We start from the raw sequence: 25,453 nt of genomic DNA on the forward strand, positions 1-25,453 counted from the left end.
GGTCAACTATGCCATGTGTGGAGCGTATCTATTCTAACCGTCGGCCTGAGACGGGTGCTGTACTAGAATCCAAGGTTTGACGACAACGGCCCAAACATGAACATCGTTTTCCAGCCATTGGCGGGCTTGCGCGTCAGTGACCGGGCCAATTTTATCCTGCTCAATCCATTGCTTAACGTGGTCTTTGTTATCGACGGAAAACATCAGGGCAACCTCAACCAAGTCCAGTTCTGGCGCGACCGAAATTGCTAAGCCGCTGGCGAAAAAGCGCTGTAATTCCGACCAATGAATTTTTGAGGTTTCTTGATTGATTTTATGCCGTAATAATTGTTCGTCGTTTTCCGTCATAATGATTTTTTCAGATTGAAGATGTCCATGTAAAAGTAAAAAAATGCGCTATCATAGCAAGCCTGACTAATGCATTGACGACGGCGCTTATAGCGGGCCGTGAATCATAACAATAAAAAACAGGAGAGAGTATGTCTATTTTCAGTTCGCTGGGTAAAGCCGGAACCTTAAAGGCGGCAATCAAGCAGGTCGCCGAAGCCAGAAAAAACAAAGGGGGGCGCGCAGAACAATTGTTTAAGAGTGCTTATCAGGGTTTCGCTAAGGTTGTCGAGGGCGATTTGAATACCGCAGAAGCCTTGTATAACTGGGGCTTTGCGTTATTGCATGAAGCTAAAGTGCAAGCACCTGAAAATGCACTAAAGCTGCTGGATGAAGCAATAGAAAAGTTCAAGTTCTGCCTGCTCGTTGCCCCTTCACATTTAGGTGCTGCGATTGATGGTGGCGTTGCCTATATGGAAATAGCGCGCATCAACAGTGTACAACCAGATGACCCTTTGTATGCACAAGCGTTGACGTTTTTTGAACGGGCTGATCGAATTCAAAAGGGAAGTGCGGCTTATAATATGGCCTGTGTTTATGCGTTGCAGGGCGATACCGAAGCTTGTCAGGCCGCATTGGAATTGGCGCGCGAAAAAGGCAGCTTACCTGATGAAGACGATGTTATGAATGACCCGGATATGGCGGCGGTAAAATATGAACCGTGGTTTCAAGAATTTCTGGGTAAAGTGGCGGTACAAAAAGTTGAGCGCGAAGTCAATGACAAGCGCAGCCGTCGTGGATTGAAAAAGGTTGAAGAGCTTAAATTAGATTTGGATGATTTGCCGCCGCGTCCGACCGACTCAATGCTGCGTCGTCACTATGATACGATGGTTAAGGCTCGGCTTGATGAATTGAAAGAAAAAGAAGCAGAGCGTAAGCGCCAAGAAGCCGAAGCGCGAGCCAAGAAGAAAAATAAAGACCAGTTTGATTATTACAATTGATGTTACGCGGTGGCTCTTTAATTTCATTTCCATGATTCTCCGTTCACCATTACCGAGAAAGAAAAAGCCATCTCTGGCCTCTATTTTTTATCGACACAGAGACCACAGAGCGCACAGAGTTATCCCCTTGGTTTTGCGTGGGAATGAGGGAATCACAATTGCACCTCGGTACTGACTGCTATTTATCCAGCACCTCAGAATACCTCGTCATTCATGGCGAGGATGAAAAGGTGCACTATTTTTCTTAAAGAAAACCTTGTCCTTCAGGACGAGGTGCTGGATTTATCGTACCCACGCAGGTAGAGAGGGTACGATAAAAGAGATCACAGAGTTATCGTTTGTATCGTTTAATGCCTTTGAGTGGTCTGGATTCATGACGTTATCAACGACTCTGTTGAAATATCGGTTGTTCATCCTTGCTGCACGGTTTCATTCTCTGTGTTCTCAGAGGTCTGAAGTGTCTATATGGGTTCCTACGCAGGAGTGTGGGAATGAGGGAAGAGTTACTGCGTAACATCAGATTATAAGTAGTTTACCGAATCCTGTCTGGTTGATAGATAGCCTTTAAAATATCTGTAATCAACTGGGGCCCTCGGTAAATCAGCCCACTGTATATTTGCACCAGCTTGGCGCCGGCTTCGATTTTTTCTTGGGCGTCGCGTCCGTTTAAAATACCGCCGGCGGCAATAATCGGTAATGCACCACTAAGTTCATCGGCCAGTTTTTTGACTACAGCGGTCGATTTTTCCCTGACTGGCGCACCACTCAAGCCGCCATTTTCGTTGGCAAGTGTATGCTCTGCGATAGCACTCCGGTCGATTGTTGTATTGGTCGCGATAACACCATCGATAGCCAGTGATTTTAATAAAGAAGCAATATGCTGGATTTCCTCATTACTTAGATCGGGCGCAATTTTGACCACCAATGGAACATAGCGGCTGTGTTGTTGCTGTAATCTTAGCTGGGCATTTTTTAATGCCGATAATAAACGGCCAATTTCCTCGCCCTGTTGCAACTGGCGCAGATTTTTTGTGTTGGGTGAAGAAATATTGATCGTGATATAACTGGCAAAAGGATAGCTTTTTTCAAGGCCAATTAAATAATCATCCACCGCATTTTCCAGCGGCGTATCAAAATTTTTGCCGATATTGATGCCTAGCACGCCACGATAACGGGTTTGTTTAACTTGATTGATTAAATGGTCGATACCTTTATTGTTAAAGCCCATGCGATTGATAATGGCCTGCTGTTCGGGCAGTCGAAACAGGCGTGGTTTGGGGTTGCCAGGCTGAGGGCGTGGTGTAACGGTGCCAATTTCAATAAAGCCAAAACCCAATGCAGCCAGCGCATCAATATAATCGCCATTTTTATCCAGCCCTGCTGCCAGTCCGACAGGGTTATCAAAATGTAGTCCCATAACCTCAATGGGCTGTTCAGAATTTTGTGCCTTGATTAAAGGCGATAGGCCAGATTTATATGCCAGTTTTAAGCCTTCCAATGTCACATGGTGTGCGGTTTCAGGGTCTAATTGAAATAATAAAGGGCGGAGCAAGGGATAAATGTTCATTGATGTTATTTTAAAGCGACTTAAGTTGATAGGGTTCGGGGTTTAATAGCGGGCTGCGCTCAAGAATCAAGTCGGCTAGCAGCTTGGCCGAGGCAGGCCCCATACCGAGACCGTTACGAAAATGGCCGGCATTGATACTCAGATTGTCGATGTCTGGATGTAAACTGATACAGGGGACACCCGCATCGGTGCCCGGGCGCAAACCGGCCCAGTGATGGCCGACGGGATAATCTTCTAAAGCGGGTAATAATGTGGTAGCAAATTGATAAAGCTGTTGCCGCGCCGTATCGCTGGTTTGTTTGTCAAAGCCTGTATCTTCCACCGTGCTGCCGACCAGAATCTTGCCATCTTGCCGTGGAATCAGATAGCGGTCGTTCGCAAGCACCATAAATGGTAGTAGTCCTGGGGGGCTGTCAAATAAAAGCATCTGGCCTTTTATGGGTTTTATCGCTGGTGGCGGTGTGATGTCAGGGAGTAATTGATCAAACAAGGTGGATGTCCATGCGCCGGCGGTTACGACGAGGTGGCCGGTGGCGATGGTTTTGTCCTGCGTCTGTAGATGCGTAATGTGCTGGTTTTGGTGGTGTATCGTATGCACTTGGCAATGCTCAAAGAAAACCACATCACGTTGTTGTAATGTCGCTTTAAGTGCTTTCAGCAAGCGTGGATTGCGCGCTTGTGCAATATCGGGCAACCATAGCGGCTGATCAAGTTGGCATTGTAATGCAGGGTGAAAGGGTGCATCCGGTGTTGGGAGTTGATAACGGATTTGATAACGCCGGCACCAGTCCAGTGCGGCGGGACGATCAGGCAACGTACTCAGCAATAGGCCGCTGACGATAAATTCAGGGTTTATATGGCTTTGCGTCACCAGGTCGGTGATCAAATCAGGGTAAAGAGCAAGGCTGGCAATCACTAAATCGCTGATGCTCTCCGCTTGTCGCCATGGATACAGTGGCAGCAAAATACCCCCTCCGGCCCAGGATGATTCGCGGCCAACAGCGGAAATATCGATAACACAAACGCTAAAACCGGCCTGAGACAGTTCATACGCGGTTAATAGGCCGCTGATGCCGCCCCCGAGAATGGAAAAATCAAATCGTTCGCTCATTAAAAGAAGTTACCGTGAGGTTTAGAAGGTTATATCGAGCCCAAATTTATATTGGGTGAGGCACTAAAGGTAGCACGAAAAGCGTGGTAGAAAAACCGTTGTTCTGCTGGAAAGACCTGTTGTTTTTTTGTAACAGATTAAAAAATAAATTAAATGTGTAATTTAATTTATTGAAATATAAAGATAAAAAAAATAGATTAAAAACTTGTAAGGGAAAGGTTTTGTTGCTATTATTACCCACGAGCAAAAAACCTGTGTTGCATATAAGCAAACGCAGTTTAATAACAACAACCTCTGAGAGGGGATATTATGACTTTTAAAAAAACAAAAATCGCCATGGCAGTGGCCACGGCAACCCTGGCGCTGGCTTCATCTTCGGCCATGGCGCACTCTAAAGCAGAACGCATTGCCGATGCCACTGCCAAGAAAACAGCCGCGCTGGAAGCACAAGTCCAGCAAATGGCCAGCATGATGCAAGCCATGCAGGCCGAATTAAGCCGCGTTAAAGCGCAAGCCTCGACTGCCGTTAGCAGCAACTCACAAAAACTGCAGGAGCTGGATCAATGGATGGCTTCTGTTAAGAGTGCGCCGGTTCATGTGGCCAGCAAGGACAACCTGATTGCGGCTCGTGGTGGTTGGATGCATTTTAATGATAACCGGGATGGAACTGATACAGGTGGTCTTGATTTCGGTGGTTTGCGAGGCGACAGGGATGCGTATTATTATGGTGGCGCGATTGATTTTAATGTCAACAATGATCTGTTTGGCTTCATGGATCATACGTCCTTTGCTATGGAATTGGGTGTTGAATATGCACATATAGCTAATAACAAGAGTAATACAGGTATACTTGCTATGTTAGGGGCGCGAGCAAATAAAACAGCGGATGTTAACCAATTAAGAATCAGTATCGCGCCAAAAATCAAGTTTATGCATGGCAGTAAGTTAAGACCTTGGATTATTCCTGCCGGTCTGGACATCAACATCATCAGTCCGCCATCTAATGCCATTACTGTGTTGAATACCGGTATGCAGTTCGGTGCGGGTGTCAATTATGAGTTGTTCAACGGTATTGTTGCGGGTGTTGATGGTCGTTATCATCATTCTTTTGATAATATCGACGGTGTTGATACCGATGGTTTTACCCTGGGTGGATCGCTCGGTTTCAGATTCTAAGTTAGATCAATCTTGGAACACCATCAAAAAGGGAAGGGTCATACCTTCCCTTTTTTGTCTCTGGCGTGCTGGAATCTTGTCCGGCAAGATGGTAAAGTTCTGCCCTTTTAAGTAATCTGTTAACGTCATGAAAAAGCAAAACCCTGTTATCAAAGCGCTGCAAACGGCGTTGATCGTTATGTCTGCCGCTTTACTGCTGTCGGCCTGTTCCGATGACAAGCCGAAAACGCCCCTGAAAAAAGCCGAACATAATCCGTTTGATCATTCGCATGGCAGTGAGGTGACCGACCTGGTCAAGCATAAATTTGAGCATGAATTTGCCGATCAGTGTGCCGAGCGGGAAGCGGCCAACTCGCCTAACCCGGTGCTGGAAAGAAAACGCTATGCCAAACCGTGTTTGTGTATTGCAACCTACATGATGAAAGATCTGACGGCTGTTGAGGCAGAAAAGTTTTTAAAAGAGCATAAAAACACCCAGTCCTTGCGCATCCGTTTTGAAAATGCCGCCTATCATTGCTTGCAGGAAAAAGCTCATCCTAAAGGCCCTAAGTTGTTTGGTAAGCGTTGACAGTCACAGCGCATGGGGCAAAAAGATGTTATCAGCAAACATCTGATCAAACGTCTGGCGGTTGATCTGGCGGTTTATTTGTTGGGGCTGGATATTGCTTATGATGAGCTGGAGTTGTTGTCATCCGAACAACAACGGGTAGAAGAACGGCGTGCTGATTTGCTGGCGCGGGTCAAAAAGCAAGGTGAGCCGGCATTTATTCTGCATGTGGAAATCCAGAATGATAACGATAGGCAGATGCCTTTGCGCATGTTACGTTATTATACCGATGCTGCATTTCAATATAGTGATCTGCCGCTCAAGCAATATTTGATCTATATCGGTAAGGCACCGCTGAAAATGGCTGATGGCATGAAAGCCGAGATGCTGGATTATCGCTATCGGATTATTGATATGCATCATATTGACTATCGCCAATTGTTGAACAAAGACAGTCCCGATGCAATTGTGCTATCAATTTTGGGGGATTTTAAAGACACGCCGGAACGGCAGGCGGTAAATGAGATTGTCAGTCGATTATATCGAAAATTGGGCGATCAGCCCAAGCGATTCAGGGAATATTTTTATATGATGGAAATTTTGTCGGACAATCGCCATCTAAAAGATTTTATCAAAGAGGCAGAGCAAATGATTACACAGGTGAATGTAGAAAATTTACCATCCTATGAATTGGGTATGGAAAAAGGGTTGGAGAAAGGCTTGGAACAAGGCTTGGAACAAGGCCTGGAACAAGGCATGTCTTTATTGGTTATCCGGTTGTTGAAAAAATATTCCCCTGAAGCGGTGGCCGAAATGGTGGAATTGTCTTTGGAGACGGTTTTGGCAATTAAAAATAATTATAAGTAGGGTGGATTCGCCGGCAGGCAATCCACCACTAATAATGATGGCGCTAGTTTTAACAATCAGATGATAAGGTAATAATGACCCAAGCAATAGAATTATTTAATCAAGCCAAAAAAGTCATTCCTGGTGGGGTCAATTCACCGGTTCGAGCATTTAATGGTGTGGGAGGTACCCCGGTTTATATTGACCACGCCAAAGGGCCTTATATTGTCGATAGCGAAGGTAAGCAGTATATTGATTATGTCGGCTCCTGGGGGCCGATGATTTTAGGTCATGCCCACCCTGAAGTAATCGAGGTGGTCAAGCAAACAGCTGAAAAGGGCCTCAGCTTTGGCGCACCAACTGAAATTGAAACTCAAATGGCTGAAAAACTGGTCGAGTTGGTGCCGTCATTGGCGATGGTGCGCATGGTCAGTTCCGGCACTGAGGCAACCATGAGTGCCTTGCGTTTGGCCCGGGGCTTTACTGGCCGGGATAAAATCGTCAAATTTGAAGGTTGTTATCATGGCCATTCCGATGCATTACTGGTCAAGGCCGGTTCCGGCGCATTGACATTGGGTGTGCCGAGTTCACCGGGCGTTCCTGCATCGGTTGCGGCCGATACCATGACTCTGGTGTATAACGACAGCGAATCAGTCAAAAAGGCATTTGCCGAAATGGGCGATCAAATCGCCTGTGTTATCGTCGAGCCAGTGGCCGGAAATATGAACTGTATTCCGCCGGAGCCTGGCTTTTTACAAACCCTGCGCGAAGTTTGTGATCAATACGGTAGTGTGTTGATTTTTGACGAAGTGATGACCGGCTTTCGGGTCGGCTTGCAGGGTGCGCAGGGCTTGTATGGTGTAACGCCCGACATGACCACGCTGGGCAAGGTGGTCGGTGGTGGTATGCCTGTTGGTGCCTTCGGTGGCAAGCGGGAAATCATGGAATATCTGGCACCGGCAGGTCCCGTTTATCAGGCAGGAACTTTATCGGGTAATCCAGTGGCGATGGCAGCTGGGCTGAAAACGCTGGAGTTGGTATCTGCGCCCGGTTTTTATGACTCGATAACGGCAAAAACAGAAACTCTGGTGAGCGGGATTCGGCAAGCGGCGGCGCAAGCCGGAGTGGCAATGACCAGTAATCAGGTCGGTGGCATGTTTGGACTGTTCTTTAGCGAAGCCGAGAGTATTAGTCGTTTTGAACAGGTGATGCAATGTGACCAGGAACGATTTAAACGATTTTTTCATGGTATGTTAGAGGAAGGTGTCTATTTGGCGCCATCGGCGTTTGAAGCCGGGTTTGTCTCGGCTGCTCATGATGAGGCGGTTCTGGCGGAAACTATTGAGGCCGCAGGGCGCGTCTTTAGTCGCTTGTAAATGGAAAGCTGGAATCAATTGTGGCCGTTGCTGGCCGCTGTCCTGGCTGGTTTTGTGGTGGCTGGGATAGTTTTTTTATACGCCATGCGGCGGCAACAGCAGCAGTTAACGGCCTTGAACCAACAGCTTGAACAGCAGCGGAAAATCGCGCAGGAAAGCGAGGTACAGCAGGCCATTTACCAGGAAAAGCTGAAAGGACAGCAGCAGATTGCTGATGAATTGTCCACGGTACAGCAGCAATTGCGAGTGAGCCAAACAGAAAATGCTGAATTAAAAACCCGCCTCCAGGAACAGCTTAAAAATCATCAACAGCAAGTCGAATTATTGCAATCAGCCGAGCAACATTTAAAACATCAGTTTGAAAATCTGGCACAGCGTATCTTTGAACAGCGCAGCAAGGAATTTAGCGAGCAGAATAAAACCAGCATCGAACATCTGTTGACCCCCTTGCGACAGCAATTTGGCGAATTTAAAAGCCGGCTCGAAACGCTGTATGATTCCGAAAGCAAGGATCGCATCTCGCTGCGTGAAGAAATCGTCCAGCTCCGTCGGGATACGGCCAAAATGAACCAAGAGGCCTTGAATTTAACCCGGGCTCTGAAGGGCGATAAAAAAATTCAGGGCAACTGGGGAGAAATGGTGCTGGAGAAGGTTCTGGAGCAATCCGGCCTGCGCAAAGGCGTGGAGTATGAAACCCAGACGGCTTTGCGTGATAATGACAACAAATTGTTCAAACCCGATGTGATTGTACGATTGCCTGAAGAAAAAGATGTGGTGATCGACTCCAAAGTCTCATTACTCGATTATGAACGCTATTGTAGTACGGATGATGATGACGAGCGTGTGGCGGCGCTTAAAGCGCATGTCGAAGCGGTCAGGGCGCATATTAAAACCTTGAGTGGCAAGGATTATTCGCATTTGAAGGGCTTGCGATCGCTGGATTTTGTGTTGTTGTTCATGCCGATTGAAGCGGCGTTTATGGCGGCGTTTCAAGCCGATGAAAAGCTGTTTAATGACGCCTTCGAGCATAAAATCGTAGTTGTCACCCCGACAACCTTACTGGCAACATTGCGCACAGTGCAAAATATCTGGCGTTACGAACGACAGAATGAAAATGCCCGCTTGATCGCTGACCGGGCAGGAGCTTTGTATGACAAGCTGTGCGGCTTTGCCGAAGATCTGGAAAGGTTGGGGAACCAGTTGGCAACGGTGAATAAAACCTATGATGATGCGATGAATAAACTGACCCATGGGCGTGGTAATTTAATTGCACAGGCGATCAAGTTTGAAGAGCTGGGTGTTAAGGTGAAAAAGAAACTGTCGAAAACACTCACCGAGAGAGCCAGTCTGAGCGATGAATAAATGCAGTTTTCTGAAAATTATTTAAAACGATGCAATTTGAATTATTAAACCAGGATGGTGATGCGCGTCGAGCGCGTTTGACCTTTGCGCGCGGTGTGATTGAAACACCGGTGTTTATGCCGGTCGGTACTTATGGTACGGTCAAGGCGATGACGCCTGATGAGCTGGCAGGTATGGGGGCTGAGATCATTTTGGGCAATACCTTCCATTTGATGTTACGGCCAGGCATGGAGGTGATTAAAGCACATGGTGATCTACATGATTTTATGCAATGGCAAAAACCGATACTGACCGATTCGGGCGGTTTTCAGGTGTTCAGCCTAGGGGCGCTGCGCAAAATAACCGAGCAAGGTGTGACCTTTAAATCGCCGGTCAATGGTAGCAAGATTTTTATGGGCCCGGAAGAGTCGATGCAAGTACAGCGGGATTTAGGGTCTGATATTGTGATGATTTTTGATGAATGTACGCCGTACCCTGCAACGGAAAAACAAGCGGCCGAATCGATGCGGCTGTCGTTGCGTTGGGCCGAACGTAGTAAGGAAGCACACGGAGACAACCCGTCGGCCTTGTTTGGTATTGTTCAGGGCGGTATGTACGCCGATTTACGGGAAGAGTCTATTGACGGGTTGAGCCGTATTGGTTTTGGTGGTTATGCCATTGGCGGGCTTTCGGTTGGTGAGCCGAAAGAAGAAATGTTGGCGACATTGACAGCTTTGCAACCCCGGATGCCGAAGGACAAACCACGTTATCTGATGGGAGTTGGCACGCCGGAAGACTTGGTAGAGGCGGTGCGCAGGGGCGTTGATATGTTCGATTGCGTGATGCCTACCCGCAATGCCCGCAATGGCCATATCTTCACCCGTTCTGGCGTGATCAAGATTCGTAACAGCCAGTATCAGTTCGATACTCGGCCATTGGATGAAGATTGCCGTTGTTATACTTGTCGCCATTATTCACGCAGTTACCTGCGGCATCTGGATAAATGCCGTGAAATGTTAGGTGCGCGGCTGAATACCATTCATAATCTTTATTATTATCAAGAACTGATGAAAGGCATCAGAGAGGCGATTGCAGGGCAAACATTTGAGCAATTTGTGGATGATTTTTATCAGCAACGAGGCAAAATAGCACCAGTTGTGGCATAATAGCTCGGTTTTTCTGTCGCCTTTTTGTGGCAGTCAACCTAACATAATACGAGAGGATAACCATGAGTTTCTTGATTTCCGATGCGGCCGCAGCCGCAGCCCCTGCAGCACAACAACCGGGTTTTGAAGCCATGTTGTTCCCGCTGGGAATTTTGATATTTTTCTATTTTTTGTTTATTCGTCCGCAATCTAAGCGTAATAAAGAGCAAAAAGAAATGCTGGCGGCATTGAGCAAAGGCCATGAAGTGGCGACCAGTGGCGGAATTGTCGGCAAAGTGGTCGATTTAGATGAGAACTTTGTGCGGCTGGAAGTGGATGATAATGCGCATTTAACGATTCAGCGACACGCTATTGCTAGCATGATGCCTAAAGGAACCTACAAAACCCTGAAAAAGAAAAGCAAAGCATAACAGAACATGTCCAGCATCCATGATAAAGGAGGTTGGGCAAGATTCATTGCTTAACCCGAATAGTGCACCGAATGGCTCAAGGTCATGGAAAACCACGTCTCGGTGCGTTATCGGGGTAAGGATAAGTACAGGTACCGACACCAAATAATCTACATCGTTTGATGGAATAACAATGCAAAACCATTTCCCCGTATGGAAAAATATTTTGATTCTGACCGTACTTGTGGTTGGAATTTTATACGCATTACCAAATCTTTATGGTAATGATCCCGCCGTTCAATTATCGTCGACTACGTCAACCGCGCTGACACAAGCTAAGGCGGATGAAATCAAGGCGATTTTGCAACAAGCCGGTTTAACCCCGAAAGCTATTGAATTTGACAGTGGGCGTGTTCTGGTGCGTTTCGATGATACCGAGAAACAGTTGCAGGCCGCCGACTTACTGCGTGAAAAAGTGGCCGATAATATTACCGTTGCCTTGAATCTGGCGCCTTCTACGCCTGAATGGTTACGTGCGATTGGTGCTAAACCGATGTATTTAGGTCTGGATTTACGCGGCGGCGTCCACTTCTTGCTGGAAGTGGATATGGATGCGGCGATAAGGCAGGCAGAAGAGCGCTATTACAGCGATATTCGCTCGGCATTGAGAGCGGCAAAAGTACGTTATCGTTCAGTGGTTCGCGAAAACGGCGTGATAAAAGTCGTTCTCAAAAATGCACAAGACAAAGATAAGGCGTTGGCGGTTTTAGATAAGGAGTTTCGTAATTTAGTGGTCGATGAGGCTGATGATGTGACTTTGTTGGCCAAAATTTCTGAGCAGGAGCAAAAAGAAATCAAAAAATTTGCACTGGATCAGAATATGACAACCTTGCGTAACCGGGTGAATGAAATTGGCGTGGCCGAGCCTGTGATTCAGCAACAGGGCGATAACCGAATCGTGGTGCAGTTGCCTGGCGTACAGGACACCACGCGGGCCAAGGAAATTCTGGGTACCACGGCAACACTGGAATATCGCCTGGTCGATACCGAGCATGATGTTCAGCAGGCGTTAGCTGGGCGGGTGCCGGTGGGTAGTAAATTGTATTATGAGAAAAACGGCCAGCCGATTTTGCTAAAACGCCGGGTCATTGTAACCGGTGATCAGATTGTCGATGCCTCATCGGGTTTGGATCAAAATGGTTCGGCAGCGGTGTTTATCACGCTGAATGGCGTCGGTGCAAAAAAAATGGGGAAATTTACCCGGGATCATATCGGCAAACCGATGGCCGTCGTGTTTATCGAATATAAGAGTAAAACCCGTGTCGTTGACGGCAAAAAAGTTCGCCGTAAAGAAAAAGTCGAAAAAGTGATCAGTGTCGCGACGATTCGTGATGCGTTCAGTAAACGCTTTCAAACTACAGGCCTCGATAGCCCGCAAGAAGCGCGTAATCTCGCCTTATTGTTGAGGGCTGGGGCATTGGCGGCACCGGTCGATATTATTGAAGAACGCACTGTTGGACCAAGCCTGGGACAGGATAATATCAACAAAGGCATGATGTCGGTCGTTGTCGGTTTTTTACTGGTGCTGGTTTTTATGGCGGTTTACTATAAGGTGTTCGGCCTGGTGGCAAATGCGGCGTTAGCATTTAACCTGGTTCTGATTGTCGCCTTGTTATCTTTGTTGCAGGCCACCCTGACATTGCCAGGTATCGCCGGGATCGTATTGACGGTCGGGATGGCAGTGGATGCCAATGTGCTTATTTTTGAGCGGATTAAAGAAGAAATGAAGCTCGGAAACAGTCCTCAACCGAGTATTTATATCGGTTATGAAAAAGCCTTTACCACCATTCTCGATGCCAATATTACGACCTTGTTGGTGGCTTTGGTGTTGTTTGGATTTGGTACTGGGCCGGTCAAAGGTTTTGCCGTGACTTTGTCACTGGGTATTTTAACCTCAATGTTTACGGCAATCCTGGGGACGCGGATGTTGATTAACTGGATTTATGGCGGACGACGCATCAAAAAACTGTCTATCTAAAAGCCTGAGAAAAGAAGATTACCATGAATAAACAAGAGATTGATTTTTTAGGCAAGCGTAAACTGGCGATGATCTTTTCAGGATTGTTGTTAGTGGTTTCGATTGCGTCACTGGCCATGAACGGTTTGAAACTGGGGATTGATTTTACCGGTGGAACGTTGGTTGAAGTCGGCTACAAGCAGCCAGCGGACTTGACCGCCATTCGTAAGGCCTTAGCGGACGCCGGGTTTGACGATGCGGCGGTATTACATTTTGGCAGCTCCAAAGATGTTTTGATTCGGTTGAAACCGGATGCGGAAGTCAGTAATGCGGAATTGAGTAATCAGGTTCTCAAGGCCATCAATCAGGCCAGTAAGCAAAAAGCTCAATTACGGCGGGTTGAGTTTGTTGGCCCACAAGTAGGTGATGAGCTAGCCGAAGATGGTGGCCTGGCCTTGCTGTATTCCATCTTTGGTATTTTGTTGTATGTTGCCTGGCGCTTTGAATATAAATTTGCGCTAGGTTCTGTTGTTGCGTTAGTGCATGATGTCATCATTACCTTGGGTTTTTTCTCGGTGTTTGCACTTGAGTTTGACCTGACTGTGCTGGCGGCTATTCTGGCGGTTATCGGTTATTCATTGAACGATACTATCGTCGTTTATGACCGGATTCGGGAGAATTTTCGTAAAATGCGCAAGGGCTCTTCAGAATTCATCATGAATGTATCGCTGAACCAGACCCTGAGTCGTACCTTGATGACATCAATAACAACAGCTCTGGTTTTAGTCGCGCTGGCCAGCTTAGGAGGTGAAATTATCCAAAACTTTGCAATTGCTTTGCTGGTTGGTGTCGGTATCGGAACCTACTCGTCTATTTATGTCGCCAGCCCGGTTGTTTTAGGCTTAGGTGTCAGCAAGGAAGACTTGATGATTCCAGAGAAAGAAGGGCTGGATTTAGATGGGATGCCGTAAGCTTTTGGATGGCAGTGGTGAAAAATTCAGAATTTTGTGAACAGATTTTTTTATTTTTGATATAGGAGTTTAAAAAAAATGGCAATTGAACGTACGTTTTCAATTATTAAACCAGATGCTGTGGCAAAAAATGTGATTGGTGAAATCGTTTCCCGTTTTGAAAAAAATGGTTTACGCATTGTCGCGATGAAAATGCTGCATTTAACCAAAGAACAGGCGGAAGGTTTTTATGCGGTGCATAAAGAGCGTCCTTTCTTCAATGATCTGGTGGCATTTATGATTTCAGGTCCGGTGGTTGTTCAGGTGCTTGAAGGTGAAAATGCGGTATTGAAAAATCGCGAGCTGATGGGGGCGACCAACCCTGCGGAAGCGGCACCAGGTACGATTCGTGCAGATTTTGCCGAAAGTATCGATGAAAATGCTGTACACGGTTCGGATGCACCGGAAACCGCCAAAGAAGAAATTGCATTCTTCTTTTCAGAAGATGAAATTTGTGAGCGAACTCGTTAAGTCTGAAAAAACCAATCTGCTCGATTTCGACCGGGACGGCCTGAAGGCCTTCTTTGTCGAAATGGGCGAAAAACCATTTCGCGCAACCCAGTTGCTGAAATGGATTTATCAGGAAGGTGTTGATGATTTTGATCAAATGACCAACCTGAGCAAGTCTCTGCGTGCCTGGCTGAAGCAACATTGCATCATTCAGGCGCCGGAAATTCTGCTGGAAAAGATTGCTTCCGATGGCACCCGCAAATGGGTGATACAGATGAGTTGTGGCAATCGGGTAGAAACCGTGTTCATTCCCGAACAAAACCGGGGGACATTATGTGTTTCGTCACAAGTCGGTTGTGCTTTGGCTTGTACTTTTTGTTCTACGGCTCGGCAAGGGTTTAATCGTAATTTAAACGTTTCTGAAATTATCGGGCAACTTTATAGTGCTCAAAAACGTCTGGGTGAAAAGCAGCGTATCACTAATGTCGTGATGATGGGTATGGGCGAGCCGTTGCTCAATTTCGACAATGTCGTTGCCGCGATGAACCTGATGATGGATGATTTTTGCTACGGCCTATCCAAACGGCGGGTGACGGTCAGTACATCCGGTATTGTTCCAGCCATGCAGCGTTTGAGCCAAGTCTGCGATGTCAGCATGGCGGTATCATTACATGCGCCGACGGATACACTGCGGGATGAACTGGTACCGATCAATCAGAAATACCCTTTGTCAGAGTTAATGGCAGCCTGTCAGGATTATGCGAAAACCGGTCCACGCAAGCATATTACCTTTGAATATGTCATGCTGGCAGGTATCAATGATTCAATAGGCGATGCGAAAGCGCTGATAAAATTACTGCGTCATGTGCCGGCTAAAATCAATTTGATTCCGTTCAATCCTTTTCCCGGATCGGATTACCGATGTTCAACAGGACCCATTATTCTGAAGTTTCGCGATGTTTTACATAATGCGGGGATTGTGACCACCATACGTAAAACCCGGGGTGATGATATTGATGCAGCCTGTGGTCAGCTGGTCGGCCAAGTCAAAGATAAAAGTCGTCGCCATCTCAAGTTTCACCCAGCCTTGTCATAAACAAGGTGAGTTATGGGTGACAGACCTGAAAACAGTATGATGGGTTTTGACTTTCTGTATGTCATTGTAAAGACAAAGCTGGGTTAAAATGGCAGGAGAGCAAGGGCATGTATAAATTAAGCGTTTTTTTTCTGGCATTGATGCTGTCAGCGTGTATGGCGGAGAATCCGCTAGGGCGTGAAGCCAGTACCGATGAGCAAGCACAGGTACAGTTGCAGTTGGGTGTGCGTTACTTGGAAATGGGAATGTTGACCGAAGCACGGGAAAAACTGTTGAATGCCGAGCGTTATGACAGTCAGAATGCTGAAGTTCAGGATGCATTAGCCGTATTAAGTGAACGACTCGGCCAACGTGAGGATGCCGATCATCATTACCGTCGTGCCATCGAATTAAATCCGCAGTCCTATAGTAGCAAAAATAATTATGGTCGGTTTTTATGCGAGGCGGGACGTTTTGATGAAGGGTTCAAATTATTGCAAGAAGCGCTTGATAACCCGTTAAATAACCGGAAATGGTATGCACAGACCAATATTGGCCTGTGTTATCTGAAACAGGGACAAACCGACTTGGCCGAGCAAGCCTTTCGACATGCGTTGCAATACCAGCCGGACTATGCGCCGGCATTACAACAAATGCAAAAAATAAGTTATCAGAATAGACGTTATATGTCAGCACGGGCCTTTTTACAGCGTTATCTGGTTGTGGCAGAACATACTCCGGAAACACTTTGGGTGGGCTGGCAAACCGAGCGAGCATTGGGGAATCAGACTATGGCCGAGAAATATCGTAACCAGTTATTAACACGTTTTCCAGCCAGTAAACAGGCACAGCAAGCGCGTAAAGCAATCAATCATTAAATTAACCTTATACAGGATATGGCAAAACAACCACTTATTCAGGCCATTCGAGGCATGCATGACATTCTGCCCGAGACATCGCCGCTTTGGCATAAAGTAGAAGGCATTATCAAATCGGTACTCGACAGTTATGGTTATCAGGAAATCCGTTTGCCTGTTGTCGAAAAAACCGAATTATTCAAGCGCTCTATCGGCGAGGTGACTGATATTGTCGAAAAGGAAATGTACACCTTTGATGATCGCAATGGTGATTCTTTGACCTTAAGGCCGGAAGGCACCGCCGGTTGCTTGCGTGCCTGCTTAGAGCATGGTCTATTGCATAATCAGGTACACAGATTGTGGTATATGGGGCCGATGTTTCGGCATGAACGGCCACAAAAAGGCCGTTATCGCCAGTTTTATCAATTAGGCATTGAAACCTATGGCATGGCAGGCCCTGATATTGATGCGGAGATTATTTTATTAAGCCATCGTCTGTGGAAAAAGCTCGGTATTCTGCCTGATTTGGAATTACAATTGAATACCCTCGGGACGCTAGCCGAACGGCTGCTTTATCGCGAAAAACTGGTCGCTTATTTTAATCAACATTTAGATGAACTGGATGAAGATAGTCTGCGACGGCTTGAAACCAATCCGTTGCGTATTTTAGATAGCAAAAACCCGGCTATGCAGTCGATGCTGAAGAATGCACCTGCCTTGATGGATTCTTTGGGTGAAGACAGTCTGAATCATTTTAATACCTTAACCGGTTTGCTGGATGAGTTAGGCGTTGCGTATGTGATCAATCCGCGTCTGGTTCGTGGGCTGGATTATTATGGCAAGACCGTGTTCGAATGGGTGACTGATAAATTGGGGGCGCAAGGGACGATTTGCGCGGGTGGCCGTTATGATGGCTTGATTGAACAATTAGGCGGAAAAAATAACTACGCCATCGGTTTTGCACTGGGCATGGAGCGCTTGCTGGCCTTGGTCGAACAGCAAGAAGACTTTCGACCAGACGCTGGCGTTGACGTCTATGTCATCAATGTTGGCGAAAATGCGGCACGTTTTGCCATGAAGGTGAGCGAGACGTTGCGGGATGAGGTTCCTGGCTTGAAAGTCGTGCTGCACTGTGGCGGCGGCAGTTTTAAAAGCCAATTTAAAAAAGCCGATAAAAGCGGTGCTGAGTTTGGCGTGATTATCGGTGAAGATGAAGCGGAACATAAGCTCGTCAGCCTGAAACCATTACGCAGTGATGATGAACAAAAAAATATGTCGCTTGAGCAATTAACGACGACTCTGCGACAGTGGAAGCAATCTTAAATTTAAAGATTAAAGTAACTACTTAGCGTATTTAGGTGTTTAATATCAGTCACTTACTCCAGAAGACGCCGTAAATACATCCGTGTAGGCTTGAATGTGACATCCTTGTTACATACACTTCTTCCGTAAGCAACTGATATTAAATGGCATTTATTTTATTAAAGTACGCTGAGTTGATACAGATTAAACAGGAAATAACATGGAAATTTACGATACTGAAGAAGAACAGGTAGAAGCGCTAAAGCGCTGGTGGAAAGAAAACGGCACCTCAACGCTGATTGGCATTGGTTTGGCGATTGCCGTCGTTTTAGGCTGGGATTACTGGAAAAATTACAAACAGGAGCAAGCGCTCAAGGCTTCCGCATTGTACGAACAGATATTGAAGCGCAGTGCCGCAGGCAAGAATAGCGATGTGGAGAAAATTGCCGCACAATTACAGCAAAAATATGCCTCTACCGCTTATGCCGATTATGGCCAGTTATTTTTGGCTAAAAGTCAGGTGGCAAAAAATGCGCTGGCGGAGGCAGAAACGACATTGGATAAGCTGATGAAAACGGCGGATACCGAAATCAGTAATCTGGCACGGATTCGGTTGGTGCGGGTAAAATTGGCCAGCGAAAAATATGAAGAAGGTTTGCAGTTGATTGCGATGGCTGACCCAGAGGTAACAAAAGGTTTTGCTGGGATATATGATGAATTAACCGGTGATTTATATGTGGCATTAGGCCGTTTGGCGGAAGCGAGAACCGCCTATACCAGCGCTTTACGGTCAGGTTCTAATTCACCTTTTATACAATTTAAGCTGGATGATATAACCGCGGCCGACATTGTTTCAGGGTCTGAATAATTGAACATTTTCCATAGGCGGCGTGTGATGCAAGCGGTTTTAGTGCTGATAACATTGTTTTTGCTCAATGGCTGTGCCGTATTGGATGAAGGTAAGAACTTTCTGACCGGTATGATGGGTGGGGAAGATAATAGCAATCCACCTGCCGCATTGATCGAATACAAACCCGAAATTGAAATCGAAAAAATCTGGCAACAGAGTGTTGGCGATGGCGCTGGAGAATACTATTTAAAGCTGGGACTGGCGATCAGTTATGGCAAATTGTTTGCAGGTGACCGTGAGGGCCTGGTATTGGCGCGGGATTTAAAAACGGGCGATGAAATTTGGGAACAAGATACCGACATGCTGCTTTCGGCTGGTCCTGGAGTGGGCGAGGAGACGGTGATCATGGGGTCGAGTCATGCCGAAGTTATCGCCCTGTCGCTTGAAACCGGTGAGCTGCGCTGGAAAGCTCAGGTCTCCAGCGAAGTGTTGGCGGCTCCTGTGGTGTCAGACGGTATTGTCATTATTCGCACCATTGATGGTAAAGTTTTTGCGTTGAGTGAAAAAGACGGCAAGCAACTGTGGATATTTGAGCGTGATGTTCCGGCGCTGAGTATTCGTGGTCTGAGTCGGCCGGTGGTGGTGGAAGGCAATGTCATTGCAGGGTTCGCCAATGGAAAGTTGTTGGCCTTACGGCTCACCGATGGCAAATTGATGTGGGAATCGACTATCGCAATACCGACCGGACGTTCTGAGGTCGATAGATTGATCGATCTCGATGCTGATCCGATAGAAGCCGATGGCGTCGTTTTTGTCTCCAGTTTTCAGGCTGGAACTTTCGGTGTGCTGGAAGTTGATGGTGATATCCTGTGGAGGAATGCCGATGTTTCCAGCAAATCAGGGATGAGTGCAGATTGGCGTTATTTGTATATCAGTGATAAAAACAGCGAAGTCTGGCAATTAGATCAACGCAATGGTGCATCGCTATGGAAGCAAGACGAATTGCAATACCGTAAATTATCGGCGCCGGCTGTATATGACGATTATGTGGTGGTGGGGGATTTTGCAGGTTATGTACATTGGTTATCATCCAGCGATGGCCGGCAATTAGCGCGTATCCATTTAAGTGACGCGGCAATCGATGCACAACCCTTGGTGGTTGATAAAACCGTTTATGTGTTAGCCCGGGATGGTTCTTTAGCCGCTTACCGGGTCAGAGGAAAGTGATGTTACCTGTTATTGCCCTGGTTGGGCGGCCGAATGTCGGCAAATCTACCTTGTTTAATTATTTGACTCGCAGTCGTGAGGCGTTGGTGGCCGATTATCCGGGACTCACGCGAGACCGACAATATGGCCGGGTTAAGCGAGGCCATCGCGATTGTCTGGTAGTGGACACCGGTGGTATTGTTGATGATAAAGACGGTATCGACAGTTTTGCTCGTAAACAGGTTGAAGTTGCGCTGGAAGAAGCTGATGTTGTGTTTTTTCTGGTGGATGCCCGGGCCGGACTGAATGCGGCCGATCAAATGATTGCTGATTCTTTGCGGCGGCGGAATAAGCCTGTTGTATTGGTTGCCAATAAAATCGATGGTGTTAATGCCGAGATTGCAACGGGTGATTTTTATAGCCTGGCTTTAGGTGAGCCGGTGCCGATCGCCGCTAGTCATGGCCGTGGTGTTGGCGAATTACTGGCGCGAATTGATGCGCTTATTCCTGAGGTTGCTGCTGAAGATGATGAAGGCGAAGATAGCGGCATTGGCATTGCTATCGTTGGTCGTCCGAATGTCGGAAAATCGACCTTGGTCAACCGTTTATTAGGCGAAGAGCGGGTTGTGGTGTTCGATGAAGCCGGCACGACCCGCGATAGCATTTATATACCGTTCGAACGCAATGGGCAGAAGTTTACCCTGATCGACACCGCCGGTATGCGGCGTAAGGCGAGGGTTTCACTGGCAATCGAAAAGTTTAGTATTATCAAATCGTTGCAGGCGATTGAAAAAGCCAATGTGGTCATTTATTTGATTGATGCGCGGGAAGGCGTGACTGATCAGGATGCACATTTACTCGGCCTGATTCTGGAAGCAGGGCGGGCGTTGATTATCGGATTGAATAAATGGGATGGCATCAGTCCAGAACAAAAAGAACAGGTGAAAAAGCAGATTGAGCGTAAATTACCTTTTCTGGAGTTTGCCGAAAAACATCCTATTTCAGCGCTGCATGGCAGTGGTGTGGGTAAATTATTCGATGTAGTACACGAATTGTACGATGCAGCGATGATTGATATGTCTACGCCAGTGCTGACCCGAATTTTGAAAGACGCGGTAGAAGCACATCAGCCACCTTTAGTACGAGGGCGGCGGATTAAGCTCAAATATGCGCACCAGGGTGGCCGCAATCCGCCGGTTGTTGTGATTCACGGCGTACAGACCGATGCGCTTCCCGATGCCTATCGTCGCTATCTGATGAATTATTATCGGCAACAACTGGGTTTAAAAGGAACGCCAGTCAAGTTGGTGTTTAAATCACCGGAAAACCCATTCAAAGGGCAGCGCAATAAACTGACCGAACGGCAGCAGAAAAAACGTCGTCGGCTGGTTAAGTTCAGTAAACGCAAAAAATAAATCGCAGCCTCATTAAGTCAGCGTATGTGAAAAGCGTATCTTTTTTAGGAACATCATTATGGCAACGATAACATTTCAAGGTAAACCTATTCATACTAATGGCGAATTGCCTGCTGTGGGTAGCAAGGCACCTGATTTTAAATTGGTTAACACGCGTTTGAAGGAAGTCTCGCTGCATAATTACAAGGGCAAAACTAAGTTATTGAATATAGTTCCTAGCTTGGATACGCCGACCTGTCAGATTTCTACCCGAAAATTCAATCAGAAGGCGGCTAAGCTGGATAATACCGTAGTATTGGTAATTTCCGCCGATCTACCGTTTGCTCAGAGTCGTTTCTGTGAATCCGAAGGGTTAAAAGATATTGTGCCGTTGTCTTGCTTTCGTGCCAGCTTTGCCCAAGATTATGGCATTACCCTGGTCGATAGTGTGTTAAAAGGCTTGACCGCTCGAGCAGTCGTTATTATTGATGCCGATAATAAGGTGCGCTACACCGAACTGGTCAGTGAAATTGCCGAAGAGCCTGACTATGCAGCTGCCTGGGAGGCGTTACAGCAGATCTGATAACTGTTTTATGGCATGGTTTTAGGCGTACAAAAAAGGTATGCTTCACTGAGCGTTGAAGTGTAAAAAGTTTCTATTACATCCTGCTGTCAAAAATATTTACAGCACGGTCTTTGTGTTGACTTGATAAGTATTCTATAAAAACTCATGTATAACGTGGGAATGAGAAAAATGGGTTTCATTAACATAAGTATTTATTAGGAGTGGTATTATTCCGCCTCAGAAGTGATGATGATCATTCTGACGAATGGTAGACGTTAGACTGAGGGTGACAAAAAGTTTAATTGTTGCCGGAGATGATTTTTGAGACGTAGTTGGCTGAATTTTTTGTCTATTGGCTTCAGCAGTTAAATAAAGTTTCGCCTTTGGCTAAATACCAGTTGTTGATATCGCCCCAGATGTCTTCGGCGGTTTCAGCAAACCAGAATAATTCCAAGTCTTCCGGGTCGATAACGCCTTCATCCATTAAAAAATCGAAATTGACAGCCTGTTTCCAGTAATTTTCTCCGACTAGAATGATGGGAACGGGAGGCATGCTGCGGGTTTGAATTAAGGTTAGTGTTTCAAATAATTCGTCCAAGGTGCCGTAACCGCCGGGGAACACGACCAAGGCTTTGGCGCGTAGCAGAAAATGCATTTTTCGGCAGGCGAAATAGTGAAATTTAAAACATAATTCTGGTGTGATATAGGGGTTGGGATATTGTTCATGCGGCAGAGTAATATTTAAGCCAATCGTTTTTGAGCCAACATCGTAAGCGCCTCGATTAGCAGCTTCCATCATGCCTGGCCCTCCGCCCGTCATGATAAGTAAGCGGCAGTCGTGTGCACCATGACCTGATTTTCCGACAATCTGGCCGAATTCATGGGCTACGTCATAATAGCGGCTTTTATCTTGAATACGTTTGGCGATTGCCAGGCGTTTTTTTAAGGTTTCATTATGGGGCGTATTATTTAAGGCTTCGGTCAGTGCCTGAACGCGGCGTTTGGCGACGACGGGTTCAACAATACGAGTACTACCGAAAACGACGATGGTGTGTTTGATGCCGTGGTCTTGCATCAATAATTCAGGTTTCAAAAAGTCCAGTTGCAGACGTGTGGGCCGAACCGGGTCACTCTGTAAAAAATCGAAATCTTCATCGGCCTGCCGATAGCTGGGGCTGGTCATGATTTTATGGACGCGATGCGGGGCGTCCGGGTCATCTTCTAGCGGCTTGGGTTGATGCCACGGTAAGGGTTCAATACGATCCTTTGCCGGTGGTTTGGGGATGCATCGGTTTGTTTTTCTGGTCATGGTTTATCCTAATTAGTGATGCCAAAGAATAAAATTTGCTTCTAGCGGTACTTGTGCTATGTCATGCCGAGGAATGATACGCGGGGTGTAGTCGCTCAAGGGGCGAGTTGCGGGTATTTCGATGTGATAATCATAGGCATTGATAGCACCGACGAGCTGTTTTTGGTGTTGAAAAATATGCCGTTCGGGGGGCGTGTCGTTTAGACCATCGGCATAGAGTTCCACTTGAATGGCATTAGCGTCAATATCATCAACATAAACCTGTAAATCGATAATGTGTCGATCATTTTGTGTTGTTGTCAGGTATTCGCCAAAACGCAAATGCGTCCAGTTTTTTTGCAGTTGATTTTTCCATTCGTAGATATCCTGGCCTAGGTTAGGCTGTGCTTTGGTTCGCGCTTGATAGGACTGGGCCGCAGGCAGGTAATAGTGTTCAGTATATTGACGGACGGCGCGGCTAGCTGAGTAGACGGGCGTTAATTGCGACATGCTCTCGCGAATACGGTTAACCCATTGTTTAGGAATACCATTGCTGTCGCGATGATAAAATTGCGGTGCAATTTCTTGTTCCAGCAGGGTGTATAAGTCATCGGCTTCTTTTGCATCCCAGGCAGGGTCGTGGTCATGCTCCTGACCATCGCCTAATGCCCAACCAACCTCCGGATTATAAGCTTCGGCCCACCAGCCATCCAGTTCAGAAAGGTTTAGGCCGCCATTGACCAGGACTTTCATGCCGCTGGTGCCGCAAGCCTCCCAAGGGCGTCGCGGTGTATTGAGCCAGACATCGACACCTTCCACCAGACGTTCTGTCATTTGCATATCGTAATCACTGAGAAAAATGATATGCGGCCGCACATGCGGCTGTCGAATGAATTTAATCCATTGTTGAATCATAGCTTGGCCGGGATAGTCGGCAGGATGTGCCTTGCCAGCAATAATCAGCTGAACCGGGCGTTCAGGATTACTTAAAATGCGTAGCAAGCGCTCTGGGTCATGTAATAGCAGATTAGGTCGTTTATAGGTTGCAAAGCGCCGGGCAAAACCTAGCGTTAGGATATTCGGGTCCAGCAGTGTTTTAGCTTGTTCGACATCATCCAGGCTGGCGCCGGAAGCCGCGAGTTGCCTAGCCAGCCGTTTGCGGGCATAGTTGATTAATGATTGGCGGCCAATGCTGCGGAACTCCCACAATTTGGCATCACATAAACAATGGATCTCGGTTGATAATGCATCCGATGCGTTGAGCCAACGATCTTTGCCGCAGCTATCGGTCCAGACTTGGTCAGCAATGGGTGAGTCCCAGCTTGGCATGTGGACGCCATTGGTGACGTGTTGAATGGGGATTTCGGCGGTGGGCCAACGCGGGAACAGGGACTGGAAAATTTCTCGACTGACGCGGCCATGTAATTGGCTCACCCCATTGATTGCTCCACTGCCACGGATAGCCAGATAAGCCATGTTGAAAGGCTCGTTATCATCATTTGGGTTGAGGCGGCCGAGCGCCAATAATTCTTGAATTGAAATTTTTAAACCAGCTTCTGCATAATGTCCCAGATATTGTTTTATCATCTGTGGCGGGAATAAGTCGAATGCCGCAGCAACGGCGGTATGGGTCGTGAACAAATTGCCGGCACGGGTCACGTTAAGCGCGGCGGCAAAGGGCAGGTCATGTTTCTTTTGATAGCAACGTGCTCGCTCAAGTACGGCAAAGGCGGCATGACCTTCGTTCAAGTGGCAGACTTCAGGTTCAATACCGAGTTCGGTCAATAAGCGCCAGCCGCCGATACCTAGCAACATTTCCTGCTGTAAACGCAATTCGGTTCCACCGCCATATAATTCGCTGGTAATGCCTTGATGGGTTGGAAAATTGGCCGGGTCATTACTATCCAGGAGATAGAGGGTTGCCCGGCCGACGTGTACCTGCCAGCAGCGTAACCAGACGTTGTAACCTGGAAGCTGAACTTTGAGCCGCAGCCATTCCCCATTCTTTTGGCGTACCGGCTGGATGGGTAACTGACCTGGGTCGTTGTAGGGATAAAATGCTAATTGGCGACCTTCGTTGTCGATGACCTGGCGAAAATAACCGCGTTGATAGAGTAGACCAATACCAATGACAGGAACACCTAAATCGCTGGCCGCTTTGAGTTGGTCGCCCGCAACATTTCCTAGACCGCCCGAATAAATAGGCAAGGCTTCAGATAGCATGAACTCCATGCTGAAATAGGCGATGTGGCGCAATGGCGAATCTGCATGCTGTTGTTGAAACCAGGCGGGTCTATGCTTTAATTGGTGATGGGTTTTGAGGTGTCTATCCAGCTGTTTTCGTAGCTTGGGGTCGCTAAGCACCTGTTTGATCCTATCATATGATGCGGTTTGTAAAACCGCCCATGGGTTATGCGATTGCTCCCATAAGTCAGGTTCCAGTTGTTGCCAGAGATTGTCAGCGGCATGGTACCAAGTGCAACGCATGTCCAATGCCAATTCGATGAGCAGTTCAAGTCCATCAATATCCAGTAGCGATGGCCGGCCCAGTAAATATTTTGTTGGGTTATCAATCATGGTTTTGTCGCCGTT

23 protein-coding genes are annotated in these 25,453 nt (G+C 47.0%); 18 read left to right on the forward strand and 5 right to left on the reverse strand.

Annotated features, from left to right (window positions below; translation table 11 throughout):
- Nucleotides 1–33 precede the first annotated feature (33 nt).
- The gene (locus tag JEU20_RS10955) at nt 34–348 is read right to left on the reverse strand and encodes a DUF2288 domain-containing protein (protein WP_198246068.1); all 315 of its coding nucleotides are present in this window, start codon (nt 346–348) and stop codon (nt 34–36) included.
- Between the two features lie 131 nt (nt 349–479).
- Between JEU20_RS10955 and JEU20_RS10960 the strand changes: the two genes are divergently transcribed.
- Nucleotides 480–1,328, forward strand: a complete 849-nt coding sequence (locus JEU20_RS10960) for a TPR end-of-group domain-containing protein (protein WP_198246070.1) — start codon at nt 480–482, stop codon at nt 1,326–1,328.
- A gap of 532 nt (nt 1,329–1,860) precedes the next feature.
- Here the strand turns inward: JEU20_RS10960 and JEU20_RS10965 are convergent.
- On the reverse strand, nt 1,861–2,895 hold the full coding sequence (locus JEU20_RS10965; RefSeq protein ID WP_198246072.1) for a quinone-dependent dihydroorotate dehydrogenase: 1,035 nt from the start codon (nt 2,893–2,895) through the stop codon (nt 1,861–1,863).
- Between the two features lie 10 nt (nt 2,896–2,905).
- Entirely contained in the window at nt 2,906–4,006 is a 1,101-nt protein-coding gene (locus tag JEU20_RS10970; protein WP_198246073.1) for an NAD(P)/FAD-dependent oxidoreductase, read from the reverse strand.
- 309 nt (nt 4,007–4,315) lie between these two features.
- On the opposite strand from JEU20_RS10970, the gene JEU20_RS10975 reads away from it, so the two are divergent.
- From JEU20_RS10975 to tpx, 17 genes are all read left to right on the forward strand, one after another.
- Nucleotides 4,316–5,182: a porin family protein gene (locus tag JEU20_RS10975; protein ID WP_198246074.1), complete on the forward strand. Its 867-nt coding sequence runs from the start codon at nt 4,316–4,318 to the stop codon at nt 5,180–5,182.
- Between the two features lie 127 nt (nt 5,183–5,309).
- Nucleotides 5,310–5,750 carry a hypothetical protein gene (locus JEU20_RS10980; protein WP_198246075.1) on the forward strand — a complete coding sequence of 147 codons (441 nt, stop codon included), beginning with the start codon at nt 5,310–5,312 and terminating at the stop codon, nt 5,748–5,750.
- Nucleotides 5,751–5,762: 12 nt separating this feature from the next.
- Nucleotides 5,763–6,596 carry an RpnC/YadD family protein gene (locus tag JEU20_RS10985; RefSeq protein ID WP_198246076.1) on the forward strand — a complete coding sequence of 278 codons (834 nt, stop codon included), beginning with the start codon at nt 5,763–5,765 and terminating at the stop codon, nt 6,594–6,596.
- Nucleotides 6,597–6,670: 74 nt separating this feature from the next.
- On the forward strand, nt 6,671–7,951 hold the full coding sequence (gene hemL / locus JEU20_RS10990; RefSeq protein ID WP_198246077.1) for a glutamate-1-semialdehyde 2,1-aminomutase: 1,281 nt from the start codon (nt 6,671–6,673) through the stop codon (nt 7,949–7,951).
- Entirely contained in the window at nt 7,952–9,313 is a 1,362-nt protein-coding gene (locus JEU20_RS10995) for a DNA recombination protein RmuC (RefSeq protein ID WP_245395230.1), read from the forward strand. It abuts the gene before it with no gap.
- Nucleotides 9,314–9,342: 29 nt separating this feature from the next.
- Nucleotides 9,343–10,458, forward strand: coding sequence for a tRNA guanosine(34) transglycosylase Tgt (gene tgt / locus JEU20_RS11000; protein WP_198246079.1), 1,116 nt, complete (start codon nt 9,343–9,345; stop codon nt 10,456–10,458).
- Nucleotides 10,459–10,520: 62 nt separating this feature from the next.
- A complete protein-coding gene (yajC, locus tag JEU20_RS11005; protein WP_198246081.1) occupies nt 10,521–10,868 on the forward strand; it encodes a preprotein translocase subunit YajC in 348 nt (115 codons plus the stop codon).
- A 172-nt stretch (nt 10,869–11,040) separates the two neighbouring features.
- Entirely contained in the window at nt 11,041–12,885 is a 1,845-nt protein-coding gene (gene secD / locus JEU20_RS11010; protein WP_198246083.1) for a protein translocase subunit SecD, read from the forward strand.
- 23 nt (nt 12,886–12,908) lie between these two features.
- Nucleotides 12,909–13,835 carry a protein translocase subunit SecF gene (gene secF / locus JEU20_RS11015; RefSeq protein ID WP_198246085.1) on the forward strand — a complete coding sequence of 309 codons (927 nt, stop codon included), beginning with the start codon at nt 12,909–12,911 and terminating at the stop codon, nt 13,833–13,835.
- Between the two features lie 78 nt (nt 13,836–13,913).
- Nucleotides 13,914–14,345 (forward strand): nucleoside-diphosphate kinase, encoded by a 432-nt coding sequence (ndk, locus tag JEU20_RS11020; RefSeq protein WP_198246087.1) that lies wholly within the window; start codon nt 13,914–13,916, stop codon nt 14,343–14,345.
- Complete coding sequence (gene rlmN, locus JEU20_RS11025) at nt 14,320–15,420, forward strand: dual-specificity RNA methyltransferase RlmN (RefSeq protein WP_198246089.1); 1,101 nt, start codon at nt 14,320–14,322, stop codon at nt 15,418–15,420. The genes ndk and rlmN overlap by 26 nt, the downstream gene beginning before the upstream one ends.
- 107 nt (nt 15,421–15,527) lie before the next feature.
- Nucleotides 15,528–16,277, forward strand: a complete 750-nt coding sequence (gene pilW / locus JEU20_RS11030; RefSeq protein ID WP_245395232.1) for a type IV pilus biogenesis/stability protein PilW — start codon at nt 15,528–15,530, stop codon at nt 16,275–16,277.
- Nucleotides 16,278–16,295: 18 nt separating this feature from the next.
- Complete coding sequence (gene hisS / locus JEU20_RS11035) at nt 16,296–17,579, forward strand: histidine--tRNA ligase (protein ID WP_198246091.1); 1,284 nt, start codon at nt 16,296–16,298, stop codon at nt 17,577–17,579.
- 199 nt (nt 17,580–17,778) lie between these two features.
- Nucleotides 17,779–18,426: a YfgM family protein gene (locus JEU20_RS11040; protein WP_198246093.1), complete on the forward strand. Its 648-nt coding sequence runs from the start codon at nt 17,779–17,781 to the stop codon at nt 18,424–18,426.
- A 27-nt stretch (nt 18,427–18,453) separates the two neighbouring features.
- Nucleotides 18,454–19,635, forward strand: a complete 1,182-nt coding sequence (bamB, locus tag JEU20_RS11045) for an outer membrane protein assembly factor BamB (RefSeq protein ID WP_198246095.1) — start codon at nt 18,454–18,456, stop codon at nt 19,633–19,635.
- Nucleotides 19,635–21,029 carry a ribosome biogenesis GTPase Der gene (der, locus tag JEU20_RS11050; protein ID WP_198246097.1) on the forward strand — a complete coding sequence of 465 codons (1,395 nt, stop codon included), beginning with the start codon at nt 19,635–19,637 and terminating at the stop codon, nt 21,027–21,029. Before bamB ends, der begins: the two co-directional genes overlap by 1 nt.
- A gap of 58 nt (nt 21,030–21,087) precedes the next feature.
- Nucleotides 21,088–21,591: a thiol peroxidase gene (tpx, locus tag JEU20_RS11055; RefSeq protein ID WP_198246099.1), complete on the forward strand. Its 504-nt coding sequence runs from the start codon at nt 21,088–21,090 to the stop codon at nt 21,589–21,591.
- Nucleotides 21,592–21,931: 340 nt separating this feature from the next.
- On the opposite strand, the gene JEU20_RS11060 is transcribed toward tpx, so the two are convergent.
- The gene (locus tag JEU20_RS11060; RefSeq protein WP_198246101.1) at nt 21,932–22,882 is read right to left on the reverse strand and encodes an LOG family protein; all 951 of its coding nucleotides are present in this window, start codon (nt 22,880–22,882) and stop codon (nt 21,932–21,934) included.
- A 12-nt stretch (nt 22,883–22,894) separates the two neighbouring features.
- The gene (gene glgP, locus JEU20_RS11065) at nt 22,895–25,438 is read right to left on the reverse strand and encodes an alpha-glucan family phosphorylase (protein ID WP_198246103.1); all 2,544 of its coding nucleotides are present in this window, start codon (nt 25,436–25,438) and stop codon (nt 22,895–22,897) included.
- Nucleotides 25,439–25,453: the final 15 nt, after the last annotated feature.

This window comes from methane-oxidizing endosymbiont of Gigantopelta aegis (genome assembly GCF_016097405.1).
Lineage (GTDB): Bacteria > Pseudomonadota > Gammaproteobacteria > Methylococcales > Methylomonadaceae > Methylomarinum.